This is a genomic window from Streptomyces sp. NPDC049627 (assembly GCF_044465645.1).
GTDB lineage: Bacteria > Actinomycetota > Actinomycetes > Streptomycetales > Streptomycetaceae > Streptomyces.
Map to the genome: position 1 here is coordinate 162,226 of NZ_JBITLW010000014.1, position 20,809 is coordinate 183,034.

Sequence of the window (20,809 nt, forward strand, 5' to 3'; positions counted from 1 at the left end):
CCGTGGCCGGCTCCGTCCCAGAGGTGAACGCGACCACAATGGGGCGCACCAGGACCGAGGAGAAGCACGATGGCCAAGTACCTGCTGCTCAAGCACTACCGTGGCGCTCCGGCTGCGGTGAACGACGTGCCGATGGACCAGTGGACGCCGGAGGAGATCTCGGCGCACGTGCAGTACATGCGGGACTTCGCGGACCGGCTGGAGAAGACCGGGGAGTACGTGGACGGTCAGGCGCTCGCCCCCGAGGGGTCGTGGGTCCGGTACGACGGTGAGGGGCGTCCGCCGGTCACCGACGGGCCGTTCGCCGAGACCAAGGACCTCATCGCCGGCTGGATGGTGATCGACGTCGACAGCTACGAGCGCGCCGTCGAGCTGGCCGGGGAGCTCTCGGCCGCCCCTGGAGCCGGCGGCAAGCCGATCCACGAGTGGCTGGAGCTGCGCCCGTTCCTGACCGCGACGCCCACCGTCACCGAGTGCCATTGATGAACGAGGCCCTGCTGAGGAGCCTCACGCCGAGCGTGCTCACCGTCCTCGTCCGCCGCGGAGCCGACTTCGCGGCGGCCGAGGACGCCGTGCAGGACGCGCTGGTCGAGGCGGTCCGCGTCTGGCCGGCCGACCCGCCGCGGGATGCGAAGGGCTGGCTGGTCACCGTTGCCTGGCGCAAGTTCCTCGACGCGGCCCGCGCGGACGCCGCCCGCCGCCGCCGTGAGGATCTCGTGGAGGAGGAGCCGGCGCCCGGGCCCGCGCCCGCGGCGGACGACACGCTCCAGCTGTACTTCCTGTGCGCCCATCCGTCGCTGACGCCGTCGTCCGCGGTCGCCCTCACGCTCCGGGCGGTCGGCGGGCTCACCACCCGTCAGATCGCGCAGGCCTATCTGGTGCCCGAGGCGACCATGGCGCAGCGCATCAGCCGTGCCAAGCGCACCGTCTCCGGTGTGCGGTTCGACCGGCCCGGCGATGTCGCCACCGTGCTGCGCGTCCTCTACCTGGTCTTCAACGAGGGCTACTCCGGCGAGGTCGACCTCGCCGCCGAGGCCATCCGGCTCACCCGGCAGCTGGCAGCCGCGATCGACCACCCGGAGGTGGCGGGGCTGCTCGCCCTCATGCTGCTCCACCACGCCCGGCGCGCCGCCCGGACCGCGCCCGACGGCAGCCTGGTGCCGCTCGCCGAGCAGGACCGCGGCCGGTGGGACACCAAGATGATCGCCGAGGGCATCGACATCCTGCAGGCGGCCCTCGCCCGCGACCGGCTCGGCGAGTTCCAGGCCCAGGCGGCCATCGCGGCACTCCACGCCGACGCGCCCACCGCCGAGGAGACGGACTGGGTGCAGATCGTCGAGTGGTACGACGAGCTGGTGCGCCTGACCGACAGCCCGGTCGTCCGGCTCAACCGCGTGGTGGCCGTCGGCGAGGCGGACGGGCCCCGCGCCGGCCTGACGGAGCTCGCGGCGCTGGACGAGTCGCTCCCCCGCCACGCGGCGGTGGCGGCCTATCTCCATGAGCGTGACGGCGATCCGGCGACGGCGGCACGGCTGTACGCCGAGGCGGCCCGGAAGGCACCCAACCTGGCCGAGCGCGACTACCTGACCCGCCAGGCCGCCCGTCTCAACTCCCGCCGGGGGCGCTGACCGGATGTGGAGCGCAATGCTGCCGTGCCCTGGCATGCGCACCGCGGGCGGGGGGGGAGGGCGGTGGCCAGGCCGTAGCAGCGCAGGCGGGCAAGAAGAGCGGGGCACGGGGTGGCTCGCGGCGGCCATGTCGGAAGATTGCGCCTGCGAAGTGATCGTCACTTGATCGTCCTCGCGGCTCCAGTTGCCCCGGCGCGGGCGGCAGCGTGTCCCGGCTACGGCTGCGACGGCGGCCCTTCCCGGCACCCCGACGACCGGAACCGTCCCCTCCCTCAGTGAGCCCTGCGCGCAATGCTGGGTATGCGGTCTGAGCGGGGGTGGCCGAGAGGTGGTGGATGCGATGGAGTGGGCTCGGTTCGCGCAGCAGATGGCGTCGATGGCGCGGGATCTGCTGGCGCAGGAATCTGTCGATGGCACCCTGGAGCGGATCACCGGCTCGGCCGTCGAGCTGGTGGAGGGCTGCGAAGCGGCCGGAATTCTGGTGCTGCACAGCAACCAGGTACAGACGCTGGCACCCACCCACGACCTGGTCGTCGAGAGCGACCGGCTGCAGGGGCAGCTCGGCGAGGGGCCGTGCTTCGATGCCGCCCGTACCAAGGAGGGCGAGCGGGTGTTCCGCGTCGCGGACTTCACCCGGGAGCAGCCGCGCTGGCCCTCCTTCGCTCCCCGGGCGCACCGGCTGGGCGTGGGCAGCATGATGGGTTTCCTGCTGTACACCGAGGACGAAGAGCTCGGCGCGCTGAACATGTACTCCCACAAGCCGGGCGCCTTCACCGAGGCCGGCGAGCTGGCCGGCTGGCTGCTGGCCTCCCATGCCGCGGTCGCCTTCTCCAGCGCCCGCACCCACGCCCAGATGGAACACGCCGTCGCCACCCGCCACATGATCGGCGAGGCCATGGGCATCCTCATGGGCAGCCACCACCTCACCGAAGAGCAGGCGTGGGACGTCCTGCGCCGCTATTCGCAGGAGCACAACATCAAACTCCGCGAGGTCGCCCGCATGGTCTGCGAGCACGGCAGCCTCACATGACCCGATCTCACGGGCGGCTCCCCCGGCTCGTGGTCTGAACCAGAGGAGCCTGGCCGGGCCAGCCCCCAAGGGGTACGCCGCTGAGCCCGTCCTGAACGCCAAGTCCCCAGCCGCGCGGCTTTCACGCAGATCGACGTACCCTGCGTTCGGCTCACCGGCCCGGTCCGCCCCCCGGCCGCCCCGCCGGGCCCCGCTAGGATGTCCGGCCGGAGCCCGCCACGCCGGGGCCTGTTCGACCTGGCCGCGAACGTTGTGCAGAATCGTCGCCATGAGTGAGAACGTGTTTTTCAAGGTCTCGGCCAACGGCGAGGACCTCGGCCGCATCGTCTTCCGGCTGTTCGACGACGTGGTGCCCAAGACCGCACGCAATTTCCGTGAGCTGGCGACCGGTCAGCACGGGTTCGGATACAAGGGTTCGCCCTTCCACCGGGTCATCCCGGAGTTCATGCTGCAGGGCGGTGACTTCACCAACGGCAACGGCACCGGCGGCAAGAGCATCTACGGTGAGAAGTTCGCGGACGAGAACTTCCAGCTGAAGCACGACAGGCCCTTCCTGCTCAGCATGGCGAACGCGGGCCCGGGCACCAACGGCTCGCAGTTCTTCGTCACCACCATCGTGACTCCGTGGCTGGACGGCAAGCACGTCGTCTTCGGCGAGGTCGTCGAGGGCGAGGACGTGGTCAAGGCGATCGAGGCCCTGGGCAGCCGCTCGGGCAAGACGAGCAAGAAGATCGTCGTCGAGGACTGCGGCGTCGTCGCCTGACGTCCTCCATCCGGCTTGGCTGCCTCGCCGCAGCCACGCAGCAGGTCCACCGGGCAAGCACCCCGCGCGCCCGGTGGACCTGCGCTGTTTCCGGCGAGCAGGGTCCGGCGGTGAAGGTCCGGCCGTCGTGGTCAGTGCGACTCGCGGCTCACCTCCGAACCGCTGGAGCCCACGAGGAAGTCGAGGTCGGCGCCGGTGTCGGCCTGCAGGACGTGGTCGACGTAGAGGCGTTCCCAGCCTCGCCGCGGGTTGGCACAGGCATCGAGCGTGGAGGCGCTCGGGGATCTGCGGGCGAGCTCGTCGGCGGGTACGTCGACGTCGATGCGGCGGGCCTCGACGTCCAGGGTGATGAAGTCCCCGGTCCGCACCAGCGCCAGCGGGCCGCCGGCCGCGGCCTCGGGGGCCACGTGCAGGACGACCGTGCCGTACGCCGTACCGCTCATCCGGCCGTCGCAGACGCGGACCATGTCGCGCACGCCCTGTGCGAGCAGCTTCTTCGGCAGGGGCATGTTCGAGACCTCGGGCATGCCCGGGTAGCCCTTGGGGCCGCAGCCGCGCAGGACCAGGACGGAGTCGGCGTCGACGTCGAGTCCGGGATCGTCGATACGGGCGTGGAAGTCCTCGATGGAGTCGAAGACGACGGCCCGCCCGCGGTGGCGCAGCAGGTGCGGTGAGGCCGCGGCCGGTTTGATGAGCGCACCGTCGGGGGCGAGGTTGCCCCGCAGAACGGCGATGCCGCCCTCGGCGACCAGGGGCCGGGCCCGGGTGCGGATGACCTCGTTGTCCCAGATCGGGGCGTCGTCGAGCGCGTCGACCAGCGGCTTGCCGGTGACGGTGAGGGCGTCGGGGTCGAGCAGATCGCGGACCTCGCGCAGGACGGCGAGGAGACCCCCTGCGCGATGGAAGTCCTCCATGAGGAAACGGCCGGCCGGCTGCAGGTCCACCAGGACCGGGACACGGGAGCCGATGCGGTCGAAGTCGTCGAGGCGGAGATCGATGCCCAGGCGGCCCGCGACGGCCAGGAGGTGGACGACGGCGTTGGTCGAGCCGCCGATGGCGGCGAGCGCGACGATCGCGTTGTGGAAGGACGCCTTGGTGAGGAAGGTGGCGGGCCGGCGGTCGGCGCCCACCATCTCCACCGCCAGTCCGCCGGTGTGGTGTGCGGCCTCCAGCAGCCGGCTGTCGGGGGCGGGGGTCCCGGCCACACCGGGGACGACCGTGCCCAGGGCTTCGGCGACCAGGGCCATCGTGGACGCGGTGCCCATGGTGTTGCAGTGGCCGCGGCTGCGGATCATGGCCGACTCGGAGCGGGTGAACTGCTCCTGCGAGAGCGTGCCCGCGCGGACCTCCTCCGACAGCCGCCACACATCGGTGCCGCAGCCCAGCGGCCTGCCGCGGAAGGTTCCCGTCAGCATCGGGCCGCCCGGTACGACGACGGCGGGCAGGTCCACCGACGCGGCGGCCATCAGCAGGGAAGGGATCGTCTTGTCGCAGCCGCCCAGCAGGACGACGCCGTCGACGGGGTTGGCCCGCAGCATCTCCTCCGTGGCCATCGCGGCCATGTTGCGCCACAGCATGGCCGTGGGACGGACGTTCGTCTCGCCCAGCGACACCACGGGCAGGTCCAGCGGGATGCCTCCCGCCTCGTACACGCCGTCGCGCACCGAGGCCGCGACCTCGTCGAGATGCGCGTTGCACGGGGTCAGGTCCGAGGCGGTGTTGGCGATGGCGATCTGCGGCCGTCCGCCGAAGGCGTCAGCCGGCACGCCCCTGCGCATCCACGCCCGGTGGATGTAGGCGTTGCGGTCCTTACCCTCGTACCACTGCGCGCTGCGGAGTCTCACCATGGGGCCTCTTTCCCGACTGGGCTGTCCGTCCCACCTATTAGAGTGGCGGTCGTGAAGCTTCGGTACGGGTTCCGCCTGAATCCCGGCGGTTGCGTCGGCACCCCGTGAGCGACTTGATGCGCGCGTTCGTGCTGACCGGCCCCGGTGCGTACGAGGTCCAGGAGCTCCCGGCGCCGGTGGCCGCACCCGGTGAGGTCGTCGTCGACGTCGAACGGGTCGGCGTGTGCGGCACGGATGTGGAGTTCTTCACCGGCGCCATGGCCTACCTGCACCAAGGGCACTCCGCCTATCCGGTGCGACCGGGTCACGAGTGGGCCGGGCACGTGGCGGCGGTCGGTGACGGCGTCGACCCGGGCTGGATCGGCCGCCGCGTCATGGGGGACACGATGCTCGGCTGCGGCAGCTGCCGCCGCTGTCTGCGGGGCCGTCAGCATGTGTGCGAGACGCGGCAGGAGGTCGGGATCCGCGGCGCGCGGGCCGGGGCCCTGGCGGAGCAGCTCGCGGTTCCCGCATCCTCGTTGCACGCCCTGCCCGACTCGGTCGACGCGGCGCTCGGCGCGCTCGTCGAGCCGGGCGGCAACGCCCTGCGCGCGGCCCGGGCGGTTGCGCCCCGGTCCGGAGACCGTGTTCTCGTCCTGGGACCCGGGACCATCGGCCTGCTGGTCGCGATGTTCCTGCGGGCAGCGGACGCGGAGGTCCACCTGCTGGACCGCGCCGACCGCTCCCCCGCGTTCGCCCACGCCCTTGGCTTCGAGCACGTGTGGGACGAGCGCTCCCTGCCGGACCTGCCCTTCGACGCGGTGGTCGACGCCTCGAACGCCTCTCATCTGCCGGAGAGGGCAGTGGAGTTGGTCGAGCCGGCCGGCCGCGTCGTGTACGTCGGGCTGGCCGGCCGGCCCAGCGGGATCGACACCCGCGCGCTCGTCCTGAAGGACGTGACAGCGGTGGGCATCCTGTCCGCCTCCCCCGGCCTGGACGCCACCATCCGGGCCTACGCGTCCGGAGCGGTCGATCCGAGGCCCCTGGTCGCGGCCACGGTGGGTCTGGACGAGGTCGGTGCGGTGCTCGCGGGTCGGCGTCCGCCGAGCGCCGGGCCCGGGCCGAAGATCCATGTGGACCCGCGGCGGCTATCCGCCCGGGGTGACGAGGCCTGATTCGTACGCCACGACCACGGCCTGTGCCCTGCTGCCCAGGTCCAGCTTGGTCATCGTGCGGTTGAGGTGGGTCTTGACGGTCGCTTCGCTGATGTAGAGGCGGTCGGCGATCTCCGGGTTGGACAGGCCGCGGGCGATCAGTTTCAGGACCTCCAGCTCACGGGAGGTCAACGCGTCCAGGTCCGCGGGCTGTTCGTGGGTGGTCCGGCGGGCGTACGCCTCGACCAGGCGGCGGGTGACGCTGGGTGCGAAGAGCGCGTCGCCACCGGCGACGGCGGCCACCGCGGCGAGCAGCCGTTCGGGCCCGGAGTCCTTGAGCAGAAACCCGGAGGCTCCGGCGCGCAGGGCCCCGTACACGTACTCGTCGAGGTCGAAGGTGGTCAACACCAGGATCCGGGGCGGGGACTCGGCGGCCTGGGCGAGGATGCGTTCGGTGGCCTCGATGCCGTTCATCCCGGGCATCCGGATGTCCATCAGGACCACCTCGGGCGCGGTCCGAGCGGCCAGTGCCACGGCCTCCGCGCCGTCGCAGGCCTCGCCGACCACCTCGATGCCGGGTGCGGCGCGCAGAAGTCCCACGAGTCCGGCGCGGATGAGGAACTGGTCGTCCACGACGAGCACGGTGGTCATGTGGTGGCGTCTTCCCCCTGCCCTGCGGCCCGCGCGGAGGTCGGCAGGGTCAGCCGCACGGCGAAGCCGCCTTGCTCCTGCGGGCCGATGCTGATCTGCCCGCCGTAGAGCTTGGCCCGCTCGCGCATGCCCAGCAAGCCGTGACCGCCGCCGCTGCGCACTCTGTCTGAAATCACCCCCTCTCCGTCGTCCGTGACCGAAACAGTCACGTGATGCGGCTCATACCTCAGCCGTACTTCCGCGCTGGCGCCGGGCGCGTGTTTCAGGACATTGGTGAGGGCTTCCTGCACCACCCGGTAGGCACACAGTTCCACTCCGGGGGCGAGCGGGCGCGGGGTGCCCTCGACGGTCAGGGCCACCGGGACGCCGCCGGTGCGGACGCGTTCGGCCATCTCGTCGAGGCGGGCCAGGCCCGGCATCGGGCCGGCGGGGGCGCCGTCGTCGGCGGCGCGCAGCACCGTCAGCATGCGGCGCAGCTCTTCGAGGGCCTCCTTGCCGGTGGCGTCGATGGTGTCGAGTGCGCTGCGGGCGGTGCGGCGGTCGGTGTCGAAGACGAACCGGGCGAGGCCGGTCTGCACGGAGATCACGGACATGTGGTGGGCGACCACGTCGTGCAGTTCGCGGGCGATCCGGCCGCGTTCCTCGGCCACCTCGCGCCGGGCCCGCTCGGCCTGCTCCCGGCGCAGTTGCCGGGTCAGCTCGGCCGAGCGGCGGGCGACGACGCCGAACCGCCACAGCACCGCCGGATAGACCACGGCCTGCCCGACGACCGACGGCCACCCGTCGGTGTGGCTCACCGCGCCCGCATAGATCCACACCCCGCCCATCAGCGCGGCGCAGGGGACGGAGACACGCGGCGCTCGCAGGGAGGCGACGGTGTAGACGGCGAGCATCGGGCCGAAGCTGCACACCACGGCCCAGTAGCCGGCGGTGATGTACACCAGCCACGTCGCGTGCACGAGGCAGCAGACCACGACAGGGGCCCGGCCGCGGAGCACGAGCGGCAGGTGGACCAGGACCACCAGCGCATAGGCGGTCGCGTCGAGCGGATTCTGCCCTTGGCGGGCGGCCTCCGGCCCCAGCAGCACGGCCACACTGGTCAGCGCCGCCGCGATCAGCGCGTCGACGGCGAGGGGGCGGATCCGCATCGCAGCAGCGTACGGCCCGCGTCGGCGGATGGCGTCAAACTCCTGCGGTACGACGGAAGTTGCAGGGCCTCGTGTGGCGATCGCAGTCCCGCGCCGCTACCGCGCTCGTTGGATGATCCGCCACCGGGTACCGTCGCGGTTTACCCGCTGACGCGTCGGGTGGAGCGAAAGGTCATACGCCCGCGGGACGCGACGGGAGCGGCCCTGTCCGTAGCTTCCTGTGCTGACCGCACCACCCGTGATGAGACAGGGGGAACACCGTGCGAAAGCACAAGTTCGTATCGCTGACGGCATCCGCCGTGCTGCTCGGAAGCGGCATGATCGCCGCGACGGCAGGACCGTCGGCCGCGTCGGACACACCCGTCAGCGCGGCGCGCGCCTGCACGGAGAACGCGCCGCGTTTCACCAGTTCGCCGGGTACAGGCCCCAATGACCCCGCGTTCTGGCCCGCCAGGGGCACCTACGCGACCACCACCACCCGGTGTCTGGACATCAACCTGAAGCTGGACGCGGACCGCAGGGTCAGGACCTGCTTCAAGGAGGGATCCAGCTGGCGCTGCAACGACTGGCGGACGCTGCAGGGCGGCCGGTGGGGGCTGGCTGCAAAGAACGTGCAGGACGGCACCAGGTTCTTCCTGCAGTTCGCGGGAACGAGCCGCGCCTCGGGCCTGATCGACTACTGAGCCCTTCTGCCGGGGGACGCCCGCACGCGCCCGTGCCTTCCGGGCACGCGGCCGTGCGGGCCTGGTCTTTCTCACCGCGTAGTACGCCGGAGTCCGTGGTGAGCACGGAGCGCCCGCCACTCCGCGGAGTGACAGCCCCTCTGGCGCTGCCATCAACTGGGGCCCGCTCCCGTACATTTCGCACCATGGACGCCGAAGCCAGCCTCGATTCACCCCAGCAGGTTCCCGGAACCGGGCGACCGGTCCCCACCGCCGATCCCGAACTCGTGCAGCGGTGGCATGCGGCGGGAGGTGAGCTGGTCGAGCTGCTGGCCCAGGTGCGCGAGCGGCTCGGCGGCGTCGCCGGGTTCCGCCTCGGGCCGGCCCTCACCGTCCTCGTCACCGGCCCAGAGGCGGTCCAGCACGTCCTCGCCCGCATGCCCGAGCGGTACGTCAAGCGCTCCCACCGCGCCCGCCTGCTGGTCGGCGACGGTGTCATCGCCGCCACCGGCGAGGCATGGCAGCGCCAACGCCGCCTGCTGCAGGGCCAGTTCACCGGCACCGGGATGCGCCGCTACGAACAGCGCATCATCGAGGCGGCCCGGACCACCGCCGGGCGCTGGGAGGAGTACGCCCGCACCGGACAGGCCCTCGACGTCGGGCGGGAGATGCACCGCTTCGCCCTGGACGCCATCTGGCGCTCCCTCACCGGGCATCCCCTGGACGACGCGACGGCGCACGAGCTGGAGGCCGTGGAAGCCGTGGGCACCGCCCTGCCCACTCTGCCCGCCGATGCCGACGAGGCCCGCGACGCCGTGGCCGCCGAGCTCGCCCGGATCGACGCGGTCGCCCGGCGCGCCATCGAGGCCGCCCGCAGCACGGAGGCCGGGCCCGACGGTCCCGGCCTGCTGCACGTCCTCACCGAGGCCGCCGCCGAGCGCCCCGAGTACACCGACCGGCTGATCCGCGACGAGCTGGTCACGTTGCTCGCGGCCGGGCACGAGACCACCGCCACCACCCTGACCTGGCTCTACCTCCTGCTCGACCGGAACCCGGCCGCCCGCGAACAAGCACTGGCAGCCGGAGACGAAGGCTCCCGGCAACGCCGCCAGGCCGTCCAGGCACTGGTCCACGAGACGCTCCGGCTCTACCCGTCCGCCTGGCTCCTGCCCCGCCACGCCGCCGAGGACGACACCCTCGCCGGCCACACCGTCGAAGCGGGCACCGACATCCTGGTGTGCCCGTACCTCACCCACCGCGATCCGCAGCTGTGGCCGGACCCGGAACGCTTCGACCCCCGCCGCTTCCTCACCCCCGGCGGCCGCCCCGCCCACCCCGGCGCCTACCTGCCCTTCGGCATCGGGCCCCGAGCCTGCCTGGGCCTGCAGTTCGCGCTCCGCGAGTCGACGATCCTGCTCGAACACCTCCTGCCGGCCCACACCGTGACCTTCTCCGCCACCCCCACCAGCGCGACGTGGGGCATCACCGTCCGCCCCGACGGTGCCACACCCGCGACCTTGGAGTGGGCGCCCGGTTTCCCGAGGTGAGACGACGCCGGTCTTGACCTGCCTTGCGCCGCCGCGTACAACATCCCTAGTACAGAAAGCGTTTACTACAGCTTTCGCCCGGACCGCGCCGCGCACCCACGCGGCCCTCACGAGAGGCGCCCTTCGCGATGAGAACTCCGGAGGACCTGGAAGAACTCACGGCAGACGGAGCCGCCGGGCCGGGGGCCCTGTCCCGCCGGGGGATGCTCAAGGGCACAGCCGTCTCCGTCGGTATCGCCGCGGCGGGGATCGGCGCCGCACGGCCGGCCCATGCGGCGGACGACGCGGCCGCCACCGCGGACGACTCGGTCAGCGCGACCGCCCGGATGGGCGGCAACGCCATCACCCTGTCGGTGGTGGACGGAGCGCTGCGATGGTCCGCCCGGCACCACGGCAAGACGGTGATCGACACGTCCGTCCTCGGTCTGAGGCTGAGCGACGGCACCGTCCTCGGCAGCGACGTGACGGTGACCCGGAACCAGCACTGGACCACGCGCACCACCTGGACCCCGGTGTACGGGCGCAACGCCACCGTCACCGACCTCTACCAGGAGCAGCGCTGGGACTTGCGGGACGCCGCCTCGGGGATCCGCTTCGGCGTCCGGATACGCGCCTACAAGACCGGCGTCGCGCTGCGCTACGTCCTGCTGGACGAGGGCACCGTCACCGTCTCCGACGAGCTGACAACGTTTGCCTTCCCCGACGGCACCACCGTCTACAGCGCCCGCGACGAGGACGCCTACCTCCCGGTGGCGCCCGGCTCCATACCGGTCACCGGCACGTCCACCACGGACAACGGCCCCCTGACCGACCTGCCGCTGACCGCCACCCTCTCCGGCGGTCTCATCGCGTGCGTCTGCGAGTCCTCCCGGCTGAACTTCCCCCGGCTGATGCTCGGTTCGGTCGAGGGGCAGCCCAACACCCTCTCCGCTCTCCTCATGGAGCACACCGCCCGCGGTACCGGCCCGGTCGCGACGGACACCACGGTCGCCACCCCGTTCGCCACACCGTGGCGCGCCGTGGTGATCGGCTCCACGCACGCCGAACTGGTCGACAACGCCGAACTCGTGCTCAACCTGGCCCCGCCCACCGCCCTGTCCGACACCTCCTGGATCAAGCCGGGCAAGGTCTTCCGCTGCGAGCTCACCACCGCCGCCGGCCTCGCGGGCGTCGACTTCGCCGTGACCCGGGGCCTGCAGTACATCGAGTACGACTCCGGCTGGTACGGCCCCGAGTCCACCACCACCGACGCCACGAAGCCCATCGCCGCGATCGACCTGCCGTCGGTCATCTCGTACGCCGCGGACAACGGCATCGGCGTCTTCCTCTACGTCAACGAACTCGCCCTGACCGACGCCGACTCACTCTTCGCCCTCTACAAGCGCTGGGGCGCCGCCGGCATCAAGCTCGGCTTCATCAACGACGGCACCCAGGCGATGACCGACCGGATCACCGACTGGGCGAAGGCAGCGGCCAAGTACGAGCTCCTGATCGACATGCACGACGACGTCCGGCCGTTCGGCTACGAGCGCACGTACCCGAACTACATCAGCCTGGAAGGCGTACGCGGCAACGAGCAGTTCCCCACCGCCACCCACAACGTGACGCTGCCCTTCGCCCGCAACATCGGCGGCCCGATGGACTACACGATCTGCTACGGGCAGTCGCGCAACAAGACCACCAACGCCCACCAGATGGCGATGGCCGCGGTGTACTACCAGCCCCTCAACTTCCTCTTCTGGTACGACAAGCCGTCCAAGTACGCCAACCCCGCCGCCTGGCCGGGACTGCCCTGGTTCAACGCCGTCCCCACGACCTGGGACGAGAGCCGCACCCTGGCCGGGTCGATCGGCGAACACGTGGCGGTCGCCCGCCGCAGCGGCGACACGTGGTACCTCGGCGCGATGACCAACGAGGCATCCCGGACGCTGTCGATCCCCCTGTCCTTCTTGGGTGGCGGAACCTACACGGCGACCGTCTACGCCGACGGCACACCGGGCACCAGCCCGTTCCGCACCCCGGTCGTGGTCAGCACCCGGACCGTCACCTCGGAGACCACGCTGGACGTGGCCATGGCCCCGGCGGGCGGCCAGGCGATCGTCCTGAAGCCGAGCTGAGCCCGGAGCCCAGTCGTCAGACGGTGAACAGGTCGATCGCCCGGTCGACGTCCTGCGGCTGCAGCACACGCAGGATGCCTTCCAAGAAGTAGTAGTCGGCGTAGGGGAGCGAGATCTCGATCCCGTCCTCGGCCGGCCTGTTGCGGGTGCAGCGGGCCAGGACCGCCTCCGCGCGGGTCGAGTTCCTGGTCAGGCAGGTCGCCGACAGCGCGGTGAGCAGCCGCAGCGCCACCTCGCGGTAGGCGTGCCTGCCGGTGGCCGCGGACAGGTCGAGCAGACCGCAGGCCATGATCGCGCCGGCTGACGCGTCCTTGATGTCGTACGGCTGCTGCGGTGCGCGGTAGTCCCAGACGGGCACGTGGTCCGGGGTCAGCGCTCCCATCGCGAAGTCGGCGAGTCTGCGGGCGGTGGCCAGGAACTCGGGGTTCTTGGTGCGGCGGTACATCGTGGTGAACCCGTACAGGCCCCACGCCTGCCCGCGCGACCAGCACGACGTGGGGCTGTACCCCTGCACGGTGTTCGGGCCGATCGGCGTACCACTGACCGGGTCGAAGTCGTACACGTGCGGGGTCGAGCCGTCGGGGCGCGGGAACACCCGCTGGGCGGTCCTCGCGTGCTCCACGGCGATGTTCAGGTACTTGTCGTCGCCGGTCCGGCTGCTCGCGAACGCCAGCAGGTCGAGGTTCATCATCGTGTCGATGATGACCCGGCCGGCGTTCCTCTCCTCGTTCAGCGCACCCCACGCCCGGATGAAGCGACCGCGCGGGTTGTAGCGCCGGATCAGGGAGTCGGCGGCCTGCAGGGCTCCGGTCCGCCACGCGTCGTCGCCCGTCAGTCGCCAGGCGGTGACCCATGACGGGTAGAAGAGGAAACCGAGGTCGTGTGTGGTGGTGTCGTACTGACGAGGGGCCAGTTTTCCGGCCGATGCCAGGGCCCGCGTGCGGAACATGTCGTCCCGGCTGTAGAGCCATGCCATCCACAGCGTGCCCGGCCAGAACCCGCCGACCCAGTCGCCGTTCTGCGAGTAGACCCACTTCTCGAACTTCGTGCCGACGGGGAAGGCGGTCACGCTCGGTGCGACGGCGTGGAGCTTCTCGACGGCGTAGTCGGCCGCCGAGCGGAGTGTGCGCAGGGTCGGTTCCGGTATGCGGTCTGCCGTCACATCCGCGGCCGCGGCCGGTGTCGGCGAGGTACACAGCGCCGCGGCACCGGCCGCCGTGGCCAGCACGGTACGTCGGGAAACACTCATGCCGGGCCCTCCAACTGGTCAGGGGGAGAACGGAGTTGACCGAGCGTTGCATGAGCGGCGCGCCGCTGTACACCCACGTGTGCAATGTTCATGAACATGAACAACGGCATCCCGCCATCAGCGATCCGCAGCCCTACCGCTCGGCCCACTCCCGCGCCGACAGGCCGAGCAGCGCCTCCGTCTCCTGCGGATCCGGCAAGGGCCCGTGGTCGCCTGTGACGCGGAGCGCGGAGGCGGCGGTGATGTGACCCAGCCGCAAAGCACGTGTCGCGGTCGCGCCCCGCAGCAGGCCCGCGAGGAACCCGGCCGCGAAGGCGTCACCGGCGCCGACCGGCTCCACAACGGCCGTACGGGGCGCCGGTACCGTGTGGATGCCCTCGTCGGTGAACGCGGTTGCGTCGGCTCCCGCGTCGTGCGTGGCGCGGGCGTCCTCTGCGGTCAGCACGGTGCCGGCGCCGAGGGGGCGGTCCGGGCCGAGGGTGTGGCGGGCGCGTTCGATGACGGAGAGGGCGTCCTTGCCGGTGAGTGAAACCTCGATGAGCTCGATACCCTCCTCGGCCAGGGCCAGTACGGTGCGCAGCGCGGCATCGGGGTCGTCGCCCCGCACGATCGCGACCAGACGGTGGGCGGCCAGCGCGGCTCGTAGGTCCACGAACGGTGCTCCTTCAGGGCGTGGTCTTCTCGGCGTCGAGCTGGTGGTCGGCCCAGACGTAGGTTTCGGGCAGCAGGTCGGTGATGAGGACGGCTCGGATGCGGTCGCCCGCGCCCACGATGACCTTGATATCGGGGAAGTAGTCGAGAAGGACCTGACGGCAGCGGCCGCACGGGGGAACAACTCCTCGGTCGCGGTCGCCCACGGCGACGATGGTGTCCAGTTCGTAGGCGCCCTGGGCGGCTGCCGCGCCGATGACGACCAGCTCGGCGCAGGGGCCTCCGGTGAAGTGGTAGGCGTTCACCGCGGTGACGATCCGGCCGTCCCGGGCGCGGGCCGCGGCTGCCATGGTGTGGTTGTCGCCCCGGCAGCGGGTGCGGGCGATGTGCGCCGCGGCTTCCACGAGTTCGTGGTCGACGGGGTGGGGCTGCGTGGTCATCTTCTCTGCCTTCTTCAGGTGTCAGGCGACGTTGGCCTGTGCGACGACGGCATGCAAGCGAATATCGGCTGCGGACTCACGGGCCACGCACTGGTATGGACCTGACACGCCGTCACGACTAAGCTCTGCCCCCGACCCTGATGAGAGCGCTCTCAGATTGCGGTTGTTCCACCCCCACCTTGCTGGAACGACGAAGGGCAACTCCCTTGAGACGCATCAGACTCAAGCACGCAGGCCTCGCCGTACTCCTCGTGCTCGGCGGCTGGACCGCAGGCGGAACCGGGCCCGCCGCGGCGAGCGACTCCGTCGCGGTGGCCGACGGAGAATCCGCCTCCCGGCCCGCCTCCGCCGGACTGCTCCGGGCGATGGAGCGCGACCTCGGTCTGTCGAAGCAACAGGCCGAGGCCCGCCTGGCCGCGGAACGCGCGGCCAGGGGCATCGCAGCCAAGGCGCGCAAGGCCGCCGGATCCGCCTACGGCGGCTCGTGGTTCGACGCGGAGAGTGAGCGGCTGACCGTGGCGGTCACATCGGACGCCCCGCCCGCGACCGTACGGAACGTCCGGGCCACCGGAGCGGCGGTGCGCACCGTAGTGCACAGCGCACGTGAACTCGACGCGGCCAAGGCCCGCATCGACCGCATCTCCGCGCCTTCGGGCGTGAGCAGTTGGCACGTCGACCCGGCGGCCAACGCGGTCGTCGTGAACGTCGTCCGCGACAGACGGGCCGACAACGATGTCCGGCGCTTCGTCTCCCGCGCCCGGGCGGCCGGGCCCGTCACCGTCGCGACGGTCTCCGCCGCCCCGCGCACCTTCGCGGCGGGAACGGTCGGCGGCGACCCCTACTACACGGGCAACGTCCGCTGTTCCATAGGCTTCTCGGTGCACGGCGGATTCGTCACGGCGGGTCACTGCGGTCAGCCGGGGGCCGGTGTCCGGGGCTGGGACGGCAGCTATGTCGGCGCGTTCCAGGGCTCCTCGTTCCCTGACAACGACTACGCCTGGGTGAGCGTCGGCAGCGGCTGGTGGACCGTTCCGGTGGTCCTCGGATGGGGCACGGTCCCGGACCGGCTCGTGCGGGGCTCGGCGGAGGCACCCGTCGGCACCTCCGTCTGCCGCTCCGGCTCCACGACACACTGGCACTGCGGGACCGTGCTGGCCAAGAACGAGACGGTCAACTACAGCCAGGGCGCGGTGCACCAGATGACCAAGACCAGCGTCTGCGCCGAACCCGGGGACTCCGGGGGCTCCTTCATCAGCGGTGACCAGGCACAAGGGGTCACCTCGGGAGGCTGGGGCAACTGCTCGGGCGGCGGGGAGACCTGGTTCCAGCCCGTCAACGAGATCCTCAACCGCTACGGGCTGACCCTGCACACGGCCTGAGCACGGCGGCGCCCCCGGCGACGGGGGCGCCGGTCACGGCGGACGCCGCCGTGCGACAGCCGAGTCGCTGACGGGCGGCCGTCCCTCGTGCGGCAGGATGAGGGCCATGAGCGTAGTCAAGATCAACGTATTGACCGTCCCCGCCGAGCAGCGCGAGACGCTCGAGAAGCGGTTCGCCTCCCGTGCGCACGCGGTGGAGAACTCCGACGGGTTCGAGTGGTTCGAGCTCCTGCGGCCGGTCGAGGGCACCGACACCTACCTCGTCTACACGCGGTGGCGTGACGAGGAGTCCTTCCAGGCCTGGATGGAGGGCCCCATGAAGGCGGCCCACCAGGGCGGCGGCGCGGAGAGCGGCGACCGCCCCAAGCCGGCGGCCAGCGGGTCCACGCTGTGGTCCTTCGAGGTCGTGCAGCAGGCGGGCCCCACGAGCGGGTGAGCAGGGTGACCGGCCGGGGATCCTCCCTGGCCGGTCACAGCACGTGTCCGGCACGCGTACGGTCCCGTTGCCGCGGACGGGTCACCGCGGCCAGGACGAAGGTGACGCTGATCAGCAGGGACCAGGCGCCGAACTTCTCCACTCCCACGGGCTCCCAGCCGTGGAGCTGGTAGGGGTAACGCCAGGCGCCCAGGTAGGTGGCGAGGTTCTCCGCGACCCAGAGGAAGAAGCCGATCAGGACGAACGACAGCGCCAGCGGCATCCGGCGGCGCACGCCGCGGACCGTGTAGCGGACCCAACTGCCCGCGGTGACGGCCAGGAGCAGGCCGGCCAGGAGCCAGCGCACGTCGGGCAGCCAGTGGTGGCTGAAGAAGTTGATGTAGATGCCCGCGGCCACGACCGCGGTCGCACGGGGCCGGTAGCGGACCAGCTCCAGGTCGAACAAGTGCCAGGCACGGCAGACATAGCTGCCGACCGCCGCGTAGAGGAATCCGCCGTACAGCGGAACGCCCGCGAACTTCAGCACGGCCGGTTCCGGGTAGCTCCAGGAACCGAGGGACACCTTCACCACTTCGAAGGCCAGGCCGATGACGTGGCACAGGCCGATGACGGCGATGTCCCGGCCGTTCTCCCAGCCGCGCAGCCAGAAGAGCAGGGTGAGCAGCACTCCGTAGGCGACGAGCAGGTCGTAGCGGGCCACGGGCAGGCCGGGCAGCAGCGTGGACGCGGCCACGCCGGACATCAGGGCGATGGCGAAGGCGCAGGACCGGGTCTGGGTCCAGGCGAAGTCGAGCAGCTGGCGGAGCGACGAGGTGATGGGGCCGGTGTTGGTTGTGGTGAGCATGATGTCCTGAAGGACGTGCCCTTGGCCTGCTCGGTTCGCCGGCACCTGACGAAACCCCGTTGCGGCCGGCCTCCCCTCCCCCGGACCCTGAGCCATGCCCTACGTCCTTCGTGCCGCGGGCCTCACCGACGCCGCCGCCATCACCGAACTGCTCAACGCCGTCGACCGGATCGAGATCGGCCGGCCCGAGACCGACCTGCACACCGTCGAGGCCGATCTGAAGCGGCCGGACGTCGCCCTGGAGCGCGACTCCTGGCTCGCCTTCCACGGTGATCGGCCGGTCGCCCACGGCCTGCTGTGGGACGAGTCGGGAGGCGAGCGCATAGACATCGATCACTATGTGCTGCCCGGGCACCAGCGGGCCGGCGTGCTCGTGCTGGCCGCGATGGAGGCGCGGGCCCGGGAGAAGGCCCGGGAGAACGGTGCGGCGAGGGCGGTGGTGCATCTGCATCTCAACGCGGAGCCCGCATTCGAGACGGACGTGATGCGGCAGCGGGGCTGGTACGTCGTACGCCGGTACCACGTCCTGGAGAGACTCCTGGACGCGGGCGAGGACCTCGTGCCCGACGTCCCGGCCGGCGTGCGGCTGCGGTCGTGCGCCGGAGAGGCGGATCGTGCGCGGGTGCATGCGCTGTATCAGTCGAGCTTCGACCGGCACTTCGATTTCCAGCCGCGCACCTACGACCAGTGGCTGCAGGATGTCGACGCCGACGCGCTCGACTGGTCCCTGGTGTGGATCGCCGGCACCGAGGAGCTGGGGGACGCCGGATTCCTCATCGCGCGCGACGACCGGGAGGCCATGGGCTGGATCCGCAGCATCGGGGTGCTGCGTGACGCCCGTGCCCGGGGTCTCGGGGGCCTGCTGTTGCGGCACGCCTTCGCCGCCTTCGCGGCGCGGGGACGGGCGACCGTGGGACTCGGCGTGGACACCGCCAACGCCACGGGAGCTCCCGCCCTGTACGCGCGGCACGGGCTGACCGTGCATTACGCCGTCGACACCTGGGAGACGGTCCTGAAGTGACCGCCGGGGTCGGAGGAACGCCCTCCGGTCCAAGTCCCCCACCCGGGTGAACCCCATGGGGGCGAGAAGGGCGTCCGCGGCGACGAGCCCGGGCACGCCCACAGCGGCGGCGAGGACGCCGGACACGGCCAAGGTCCAGCCGGACGCGGAGCGGGACAGGAGTGGCACGAACTCCTCAGCGCGCCTGGGGAGTTGGGGCTGTGGTGGGCCCGTGTACCGTGCGGGTCCCTTGCGGTGAAGGCCGGGCCGCGGGGCCGGTGACCGAGGCCGTGTCGGCCTGCTCCCGAGGGCCGTTTCCCGGCCGGAAAACACTTGGACTGCGCGGTCGCCGCCGCGGGACACTTCCGCACTCGAACCCGAACTCACACGGCCGTTGCCGGCGATGCCCCCTGCCCGCGGTGACGCGTGGCGGGCTGCCGCAGAACACACACAGGGTTGGGATGGAAGCGCCTCAATCACGCAAGGTCCAGCCGGGCAAACGCTCGGTTCTTCTCGCACTTCGTTACTACGGACGGGAGTTGGCCCGGCTCCGGTGGCTGACGGTACCCGCGATGCTGCTCTCGGCGGTGGGCAACATCGGAATCAACTACGTCGCACCGCTGATCGTCGCCAAGCTCGTCGGTGACATCGCCGACGACAAGCACGTCACCGTCGGCTCCGCGCTGCCGTACGTCATCGGCTTCGTCGGTGTCCTGCTGCTGGCGGAGACACTGTGGCGGATCGCCCTGCACTGCCTGAACCGTCTCGATGCCCTGGGCATCGAGCACTTGTACGTGCTGGGGATGGACGAGCTGTTCGCCAAGGACGCCGCGTTCTTCCACGACAACTTCGCCGGGTCACTGACCAAGCGCGTCCTGAGCTTCGCCACCCGTTTCGAGCAGTTCGTCGACACGCTGACGTTCCAGATCGTGGGCAGCTTCGTGCCGCTGGCGTTCGGGACGGTGGTGCTGTGGCGCTACGAACCGCTGTTCGTGGTGGGGCTGCTGGTGATGATCGCCGTGACGGCGGTGTGCGTGGTGCCCCTCATCCGGCGCCGCCAGGCCCTCGTCGACGAGCGTGAGGAGGCGATCGCCCGGGTGTCGGGGCATGTCGCCGACAGCCTGATGAACATGGACACGGTGCGGGCGTTCGCCGCCGAGGGGCGCGAGGCCGCCGAGCACCGCTCCCGTGTCGCGGCCTCGCGGCGGCTGATGCTGCGGTCGTGGGACTACGGCAATCTGCGCATCGACACGCTGGTCGCGCCGATGTCGGTGCTGACCAACGCGCTGGGACTGCTGCTCGCGGTCACGCTCGGCGGGGGCGGTCACGGCGTGGAGGCGATCGTGGTGGCCTTCACCTACTACACCAACGCGACCCGGATCATGTTCGAGTTCAACCAGATCTACCGCCGGCTGGAGAACTCGATGACGGAGGCCGCGCAGTTCACCGAACTGCTGCTGACGCCGCCGACCGTGGTCGACCCGCCGACTCCGGAGCCGCTGCTGCCCGCCGCCGCCGACGTCCGGTTCGACCAGGTGGTCTTCGCCCATGCCGGTGGCCGGCCCCTGTTCGAGGGCCTCGACCTGCACGTGCCCGCCGGGTCCAGGATCGGCCTCGTGGGCCGGTCCGGCGGCGGCAAGACCACCCTCACCCGGCTGTTGCTGCGGATGACCGACATCGACGCCGGCCGGATCCTGATCGGCGGTCAGGACATCAGCCGGCTGCGCCAGGCCGATCTGCGCAGTCTGCTCGCCTATGTGCCGCAGGACCCGGCGATGTTCCACCGCACCCTGCGGGACAACATCGCGTTCGCCCGTCCGGACGCCACCGACGCCGAGATCCGGCGCGCGGCCGAGGCGGCGCACGTCACCGAGTTCGCCGACGCGCTGCCGTACGGCTTCGACACCATGGTGGGTGAGCGCGGCGTCAAGCTGTCCGGCGGTCAGCGCCAGCGGGTCGCCCTCGCCCGGGCGATCCTGCGGGACGCGCCGATCCTGCTGCTCGACGAGGCGACCAGCGCACTGGACTCCGAGAGCGAGATCCTCGTGCAGGAGGCGCTGTGGCGGCTGATGGAGGGGCGGACCGCGCTCGTGGTGGCACACCGGCTGAGCACGGTCGCCGGCATGGACCGGCTCGTCGTCCTGGACCGCGGGCAGATCGTCGAGCAGGGCACCCATGACGAACTCCTCGCGGCTCAGGGCGCCTACGCGAAGCTGTGGCAGCACCAGTCGGGCGGTTTCCTGGACGACAGCCCCGCGCAGGCCGTGTTGACGTGACCCTGAGG

General features: G+C 71.3%; 19 protein-coding genes. 12 read left to right on the forward strand and 7 right to left on the reverse strand.

From position 1 onward, the window contains the following. Positions 1-69: 69 nt before the first annotated feature. The 4 genes from ACIBU0_RS34050 to ACIBU0_RS34065 all read left to right on the forward strand — a co-directional run bounded on the left by ACIBU0_RS34050 (position 70) and on the right by ACIBU0_RS34065 (position 3,421). A complete protein-coding gene (locus ACIBU0_RS34050) occupies positions 70-483 on the forward strand; it encodes a YciI family protein (protein WP_398826383.1) in 414 nt (137 codons plus the stop codon). Continuing rightward, complete coding sequence (locus ACIBU0_RS34055; protein ID WP_398826661.1) at positions 483-1,628, forward strand: RNA polymerase sigma factor; 1,146 nt, start codon at positions 483-485, stop codon at positions 1,626-1,628. The genes ACIBU0_RS34050 and ACIBU0_RS34055 overlap by 1 nt, the downstream gene beginning before the upstream one ends. A gap of 340 nt (positions 1,629-1,968) precedes the next feature. Then, positions 1,969-2,658, forward strand: a complete 690-nt coding sequence (locus ACIBU0_RS34060) for a GAF and ANTAR domain-containing protein (protein ID WP_398826386.1) — start codon at positions 1,969-1,971, stop codon at positions 2,656-2,658. A gap of 268 nt (positions 2,659-2,926) precedes the next feature. Then, a complete protein-coding gene (locus ACIBU0_RS34065; protein ID WP_398826389.1) occupies positions 2,927-3,421 on the forward strand; it encodes a peptidylprolyl isomerase in 495 nt (164 codons plus the stop codon). 131 nt (positions 3,422-3,552) lie between these two features. Here ACIBU0_RS34065 and ACIBU0_RS34070 read toward each other — a convergent pair whose 3' ends face one another. Continuing rightward, the gene (locus tag ACIBU0_RS34070) at positions 3,553-5,268 is read right to left on the reverse strand and encodes an IlvD/Edd family dehydratase (RefSeq protein WP_398826392.1); all 1,716 of its coding nucleotides are present in this window, start codon (positions 5,266-5,268) and stop codon (positions 3,553-3,555) included. 116 nt (positions 5,269-5,384) lie between these two features. Here ACIBU0_RS34070 and ACIBU0_RS34075 point away from each other — a divergent pair, with 116 nt between their 5' ends. Continuing rightward, positions 5,385-6,422, forward strand: coding sequence for a zinc-binding dehydrogenase (locus ACIBU0_RS34075; RefSeq protein WP_398826663.1), 1,038 nt, complete (start codon positions 5,385-5,387; stop codon positions 6,420-6,422). On the opposite strand, the gene ACIBU0_RS34080 is transcribed toward ACIBU0_RS34075, so the two are convergent. Together ACIBU0_RS34080 and ACIBU0_RS34085 are read right to left on the reverse strand one after the other, a co-directional pair. After that, entirely contained in the window at positions 6,396-7,052 is a 657-nt protein-coding gene (locus ACIBU0_RS34080; protein WP_398826395.1) for a response regulator, read from the reverse strand. The genes ACIBU0_RS34075 and ACIBU0_RS34080 overlap by 27 nt on opposite strands. Next, positions 7,049-8,200: a sensor histidine kinase gene (locus tag ACIBU0_RS34085; RefSeq protein ID WP_398826398.1), complete on the reverse strand. Its 1,152-nt coding sequence runs from the start codon at positions 8,198-8,200 to the stop codon at positions 7,049-7,051. The genes ACIBU0_RS34080 and ACIBU0_RS34085 overlap by 4 nt, the downstream gene beginning before the upstream one ends. A 260-nt stretch (positions 8,201-8,460) precedes the next feature. Between ACIBU0_RS34085 and ACIBU0_RS34090 the strand changes: the two genes are divergently transcribed. The 3 genes from ACIBU0_RS34090 (at position 8,461) to ACIBU0_RS34100 (ending at position 12,526) form a co-directional block, all read left to right on the forward strand. Further along, entirely contained in the window at positions 8,461-8,883 is a 423-nt protein-coding gene (locus ACIBU0_RS34090) for a hypothetical protein (RefSeq protein WP_398826401.1), read from the forward strand. Positions 8,884-9,068: 185 nt separating this feature from the next. Beyond that, complete coding sequence (locus tag ACIBU0_RS34095; RefSeq protein WP_398826404.1) at positions 9,069-10,409, forward strand: cytochrome P450; 1,341 nt, start codon at positions 9,069-9,071, stop codon at positions 10,407-10,409. A 128-nt stretch (positions 10,410-10,537) separates the two neighbouring features. Beyond that, positions 10,538-12,526, forward strand: a complete 1,989-nt coding sequence (locus ACIBU0_RS34100; RefSeq protein WP_398826407.1) for a glycoside hydrolase family 97 catalytic domain-containing protein — start codon at positions 10,538-10,540, stop codon at positions 12,524-12,526. Between the two features lie 16 nt (positions 12,527-12,542). Here ACIBU0_RS34100 and ACIBU0_RS34105 read toward each other — a convergent pair whose 3' ends face one another. From ACIBU0_RS34105 to ACIBU0_RS34115, 3 genes are all read right to left on the reverse strand, one after another. Further along, positions 12,543-13,775, reverse strand: coding sequence for a glycoside hydrolase family 88 protein (locus ACIBU0_RS34105; protein WP_398826410.1), 1,233 nt, complete (start codon positions 13,773-13,775; stop codon positions 12,543-12,545). Positions 13,776-13,908: 133 nt separating this feature from the next. Further along, positions 13,909-14,427, reverse strand: coding sequence for a PfkB family carbohydrate kinase (locus tag ACIBU0_RS34110; RefSeq protein WP_398826412.1), 519 nt, complete (start codon positions 14,425-14,427; stop codon positions 13,909-13,911). 13 nt (positions 14,428-14,440) lie between these two features. Then, positions 14,441-14,866: a cytidine deaminase gene (locus ACIBU0_RS34115; protein WP_398826415.1), complete on the reverse strand. Its 426-nt coding sequence runs from the start codon at positions 14,864-14,866 to the stop codon at positions 14,441-14,443. Positions 14,867-15,072: 206 nt separating this feature from the next. Between ACIBU0_RS34115 and ACIBU0_RS34120 the strand changes: the two genes are divergently transcribed. Together ACIBU0_RS34120 and ACIBU0_RS34125 are read left to right on the forward strand one after the other, a co-directional pair. Then, positions 15,073-16,245 (forward strand): S1 family peptidase, encoded by a 1,173-nt coding sequence (locus tag ACIBU0_RS34120; protein ID WP_398826418.1) that lies wholly within the window; start codon positions 15,073-15,075, stop codon positions 16,243-16,245. A gap of 106 nt (positions 16,246-16,351) precedes the next feature. Next, positions 16,352-16,681: an antibiotic biosynthesis monooxygenase family protein gene (locus ACIBU0_RS34125; RefSeq protein ID WP_398826421.1), complete on the forward strand. Its 330-nt coding sequence runs from the start codon at positions 16,352-16,354 to the stop codon at positions 16,679-16,681. A 34-nt stretch (positions 16,682-16,715) separates the two neighbouring features. Here ACIBU0_RS34125 and ACIBU0_RS34130 read toward each other — a convergent pair whose 3' ends face one another. After that, positions 16,716-17,525, reverse strand: coding sequence for a DUF817 domain-containing protein (locus ACIBU0_RS34130; protein WP_398826424.1), 810 nt, complete (start codon positions 17,523-17,525; stop codon positions 16,716-16,718). Positions 17,526-17,619: 94 nt separating this feature from the next. On the opposite strand from ACIBU0_RS34130, the gene ACIBU0_RS34135 reads away from it, so the two are divergent. Next, entirely contained in the window at positions 17,620-18,546 is a 927-nt protein-coding gene (locus ACIBU0_RS34135; protein ID WP_398826426.1) for a GNAT family N-acetyltransferase, read from the forward strand. A gap of 440 nt (positions 18,547-18,986) precedes the next feature. After that, complete coding sequence (locus tag ACIBU0_RS34140; protein ID WP_398826429.1) at positions 18,987-20,801, forward strand: ABC transporter ATP-binding protein; 1,815 nt, start codon at positions 18,987-18,989, stop codon at positions 20,799-20,801. Positions 20,802-20,809 lie beyond the last annotated feature (8 nt).

What these genes read in the sequence shown, in the direction of transcription:
- ACIBU0_RS34125 (WP_398826421.1), top strand. Translation starts at nt 16,352, where the DNA reads ATGAGCGTAGTCAAGATCAACGTATTGACCGTCCCCGCCGAGCAGCGC.
- ACIBU0_RS34075 (WP_398826663.1), top strand. Translation starts at nt 5,385, where the DNA reads ATGCGCGCGTTCGTGCTGACCGGCCCCGGTGCGTACGAGGTCCAGGAG.
- ACIBU0_RS34135 (WP_398826426.1), top strand. Translation starts at nt 17,620, where the DNA reads ATGCCCTACGTCCTTCGTGCCGCGGGCCTCACCGACGCCGCCGCCATC.
- ACIBU0_RS34130 (WP_398826424.1), bottom strand. Translation starts at nt 17,525, where the DNA reads ATGCTCACCACAACCAACACCGGCCCCATCACCTCGTCGCTCCGCCAG.
- ACIBU0_RS34105 (WP_398826410.1), bottom strand. Translation starts at nt 13,775, where the DNA reads ATGAGTGTTTCCCGACGTACCGTGCTGGCCACGGCGGCCGGTGCCGCG.
- ACIBU0_RS34070 (WP_398826392.1), bottom strand. Translation starts at nt 5,268, where the DNA reads ATGGTGAGACTCCGCAGCGCGCAGTGGTACGAGGGTAAGGACCGCAAC.
- ACIBU0_RS34140 (WP_398826429.1), top strand. Translation starts at nt 18,987, where the DNA reads ATGGAAGCGCCTCAATCACGCAAGGTCCAGCCGGGCAAACGCTCGGTT.
- ACIBU0_RS34080 (WP_398826395.1), bottom strand. Translation starts at nt 7,052, where the DNA reads ATGACCACCGTGCTCGTCGTGGACGACCAGTTCCTCATCCGCGCCGGA.
- ACIBU0_RS34100 (WP_398826407.1), top strand. Translation starts at nt 10,538, where the DNA reads ATGAGAACTCCGGAGGACCTGGAAGAACTCACGGCAGACGGAGCCGCC.
- ACIBU0_RS34060 (WP_398826386.1), top strand. Translation starts at nt 1,969, where the DNA reads ATGGAGTGGGCTCGGTTCGCGCAGCAGATGGCGTCGATGGCGCGGGAT.
- ACIBU0_RS34115 (WP_398826415.1), bottom strand. Translation starts at nt 14,866, where the DNA reads ATGACCACGCAGCCCCACCCCGTCGACCACGAACTCGTGGAAGCCGCG.
- ACIBU0_RS34085 (WP_398826398.1), bottom strand. Translation starts at nt 8,200, where the DNA reads ATGCGGATCCGCCCCCTCGCCGTCGACGCGCTGATCGCGGCGGCGCTG.
- ACIBU0_RS34055 (WP_398826661.1), top strand. Translation starts at nt 483, where the DNA reads ATGAACGAGGCCCTGCTGAGGAGCCTCACGCCGAGCGTGCTCACCGTC.
- ACIBU0_RS34065 (WP_398826389.1), top strand. Translation starts at nt 2,927, where the DNA reads ATGAGTGAGAACGTGTTTTTCAAGGTCTCGGCCAACGGCGAGGACCTC.
- ACIBU0_RS34050 (WP_398826383.1), top strand. Translation starts at nt 70, where the DNA reads ATGGCCAAGTACCTGCTGCTCAAGCACTACCGTGGCGCTCCGGCTGCG.
- ACIBU0_RS34095 (WP_398826404.1), top strand. Translation starts at nt 9,069, where the DNA reads ATGGACGCCGAAGCCAGCCTCGATTCACCCCAGCAGGTTCCCGGAACC.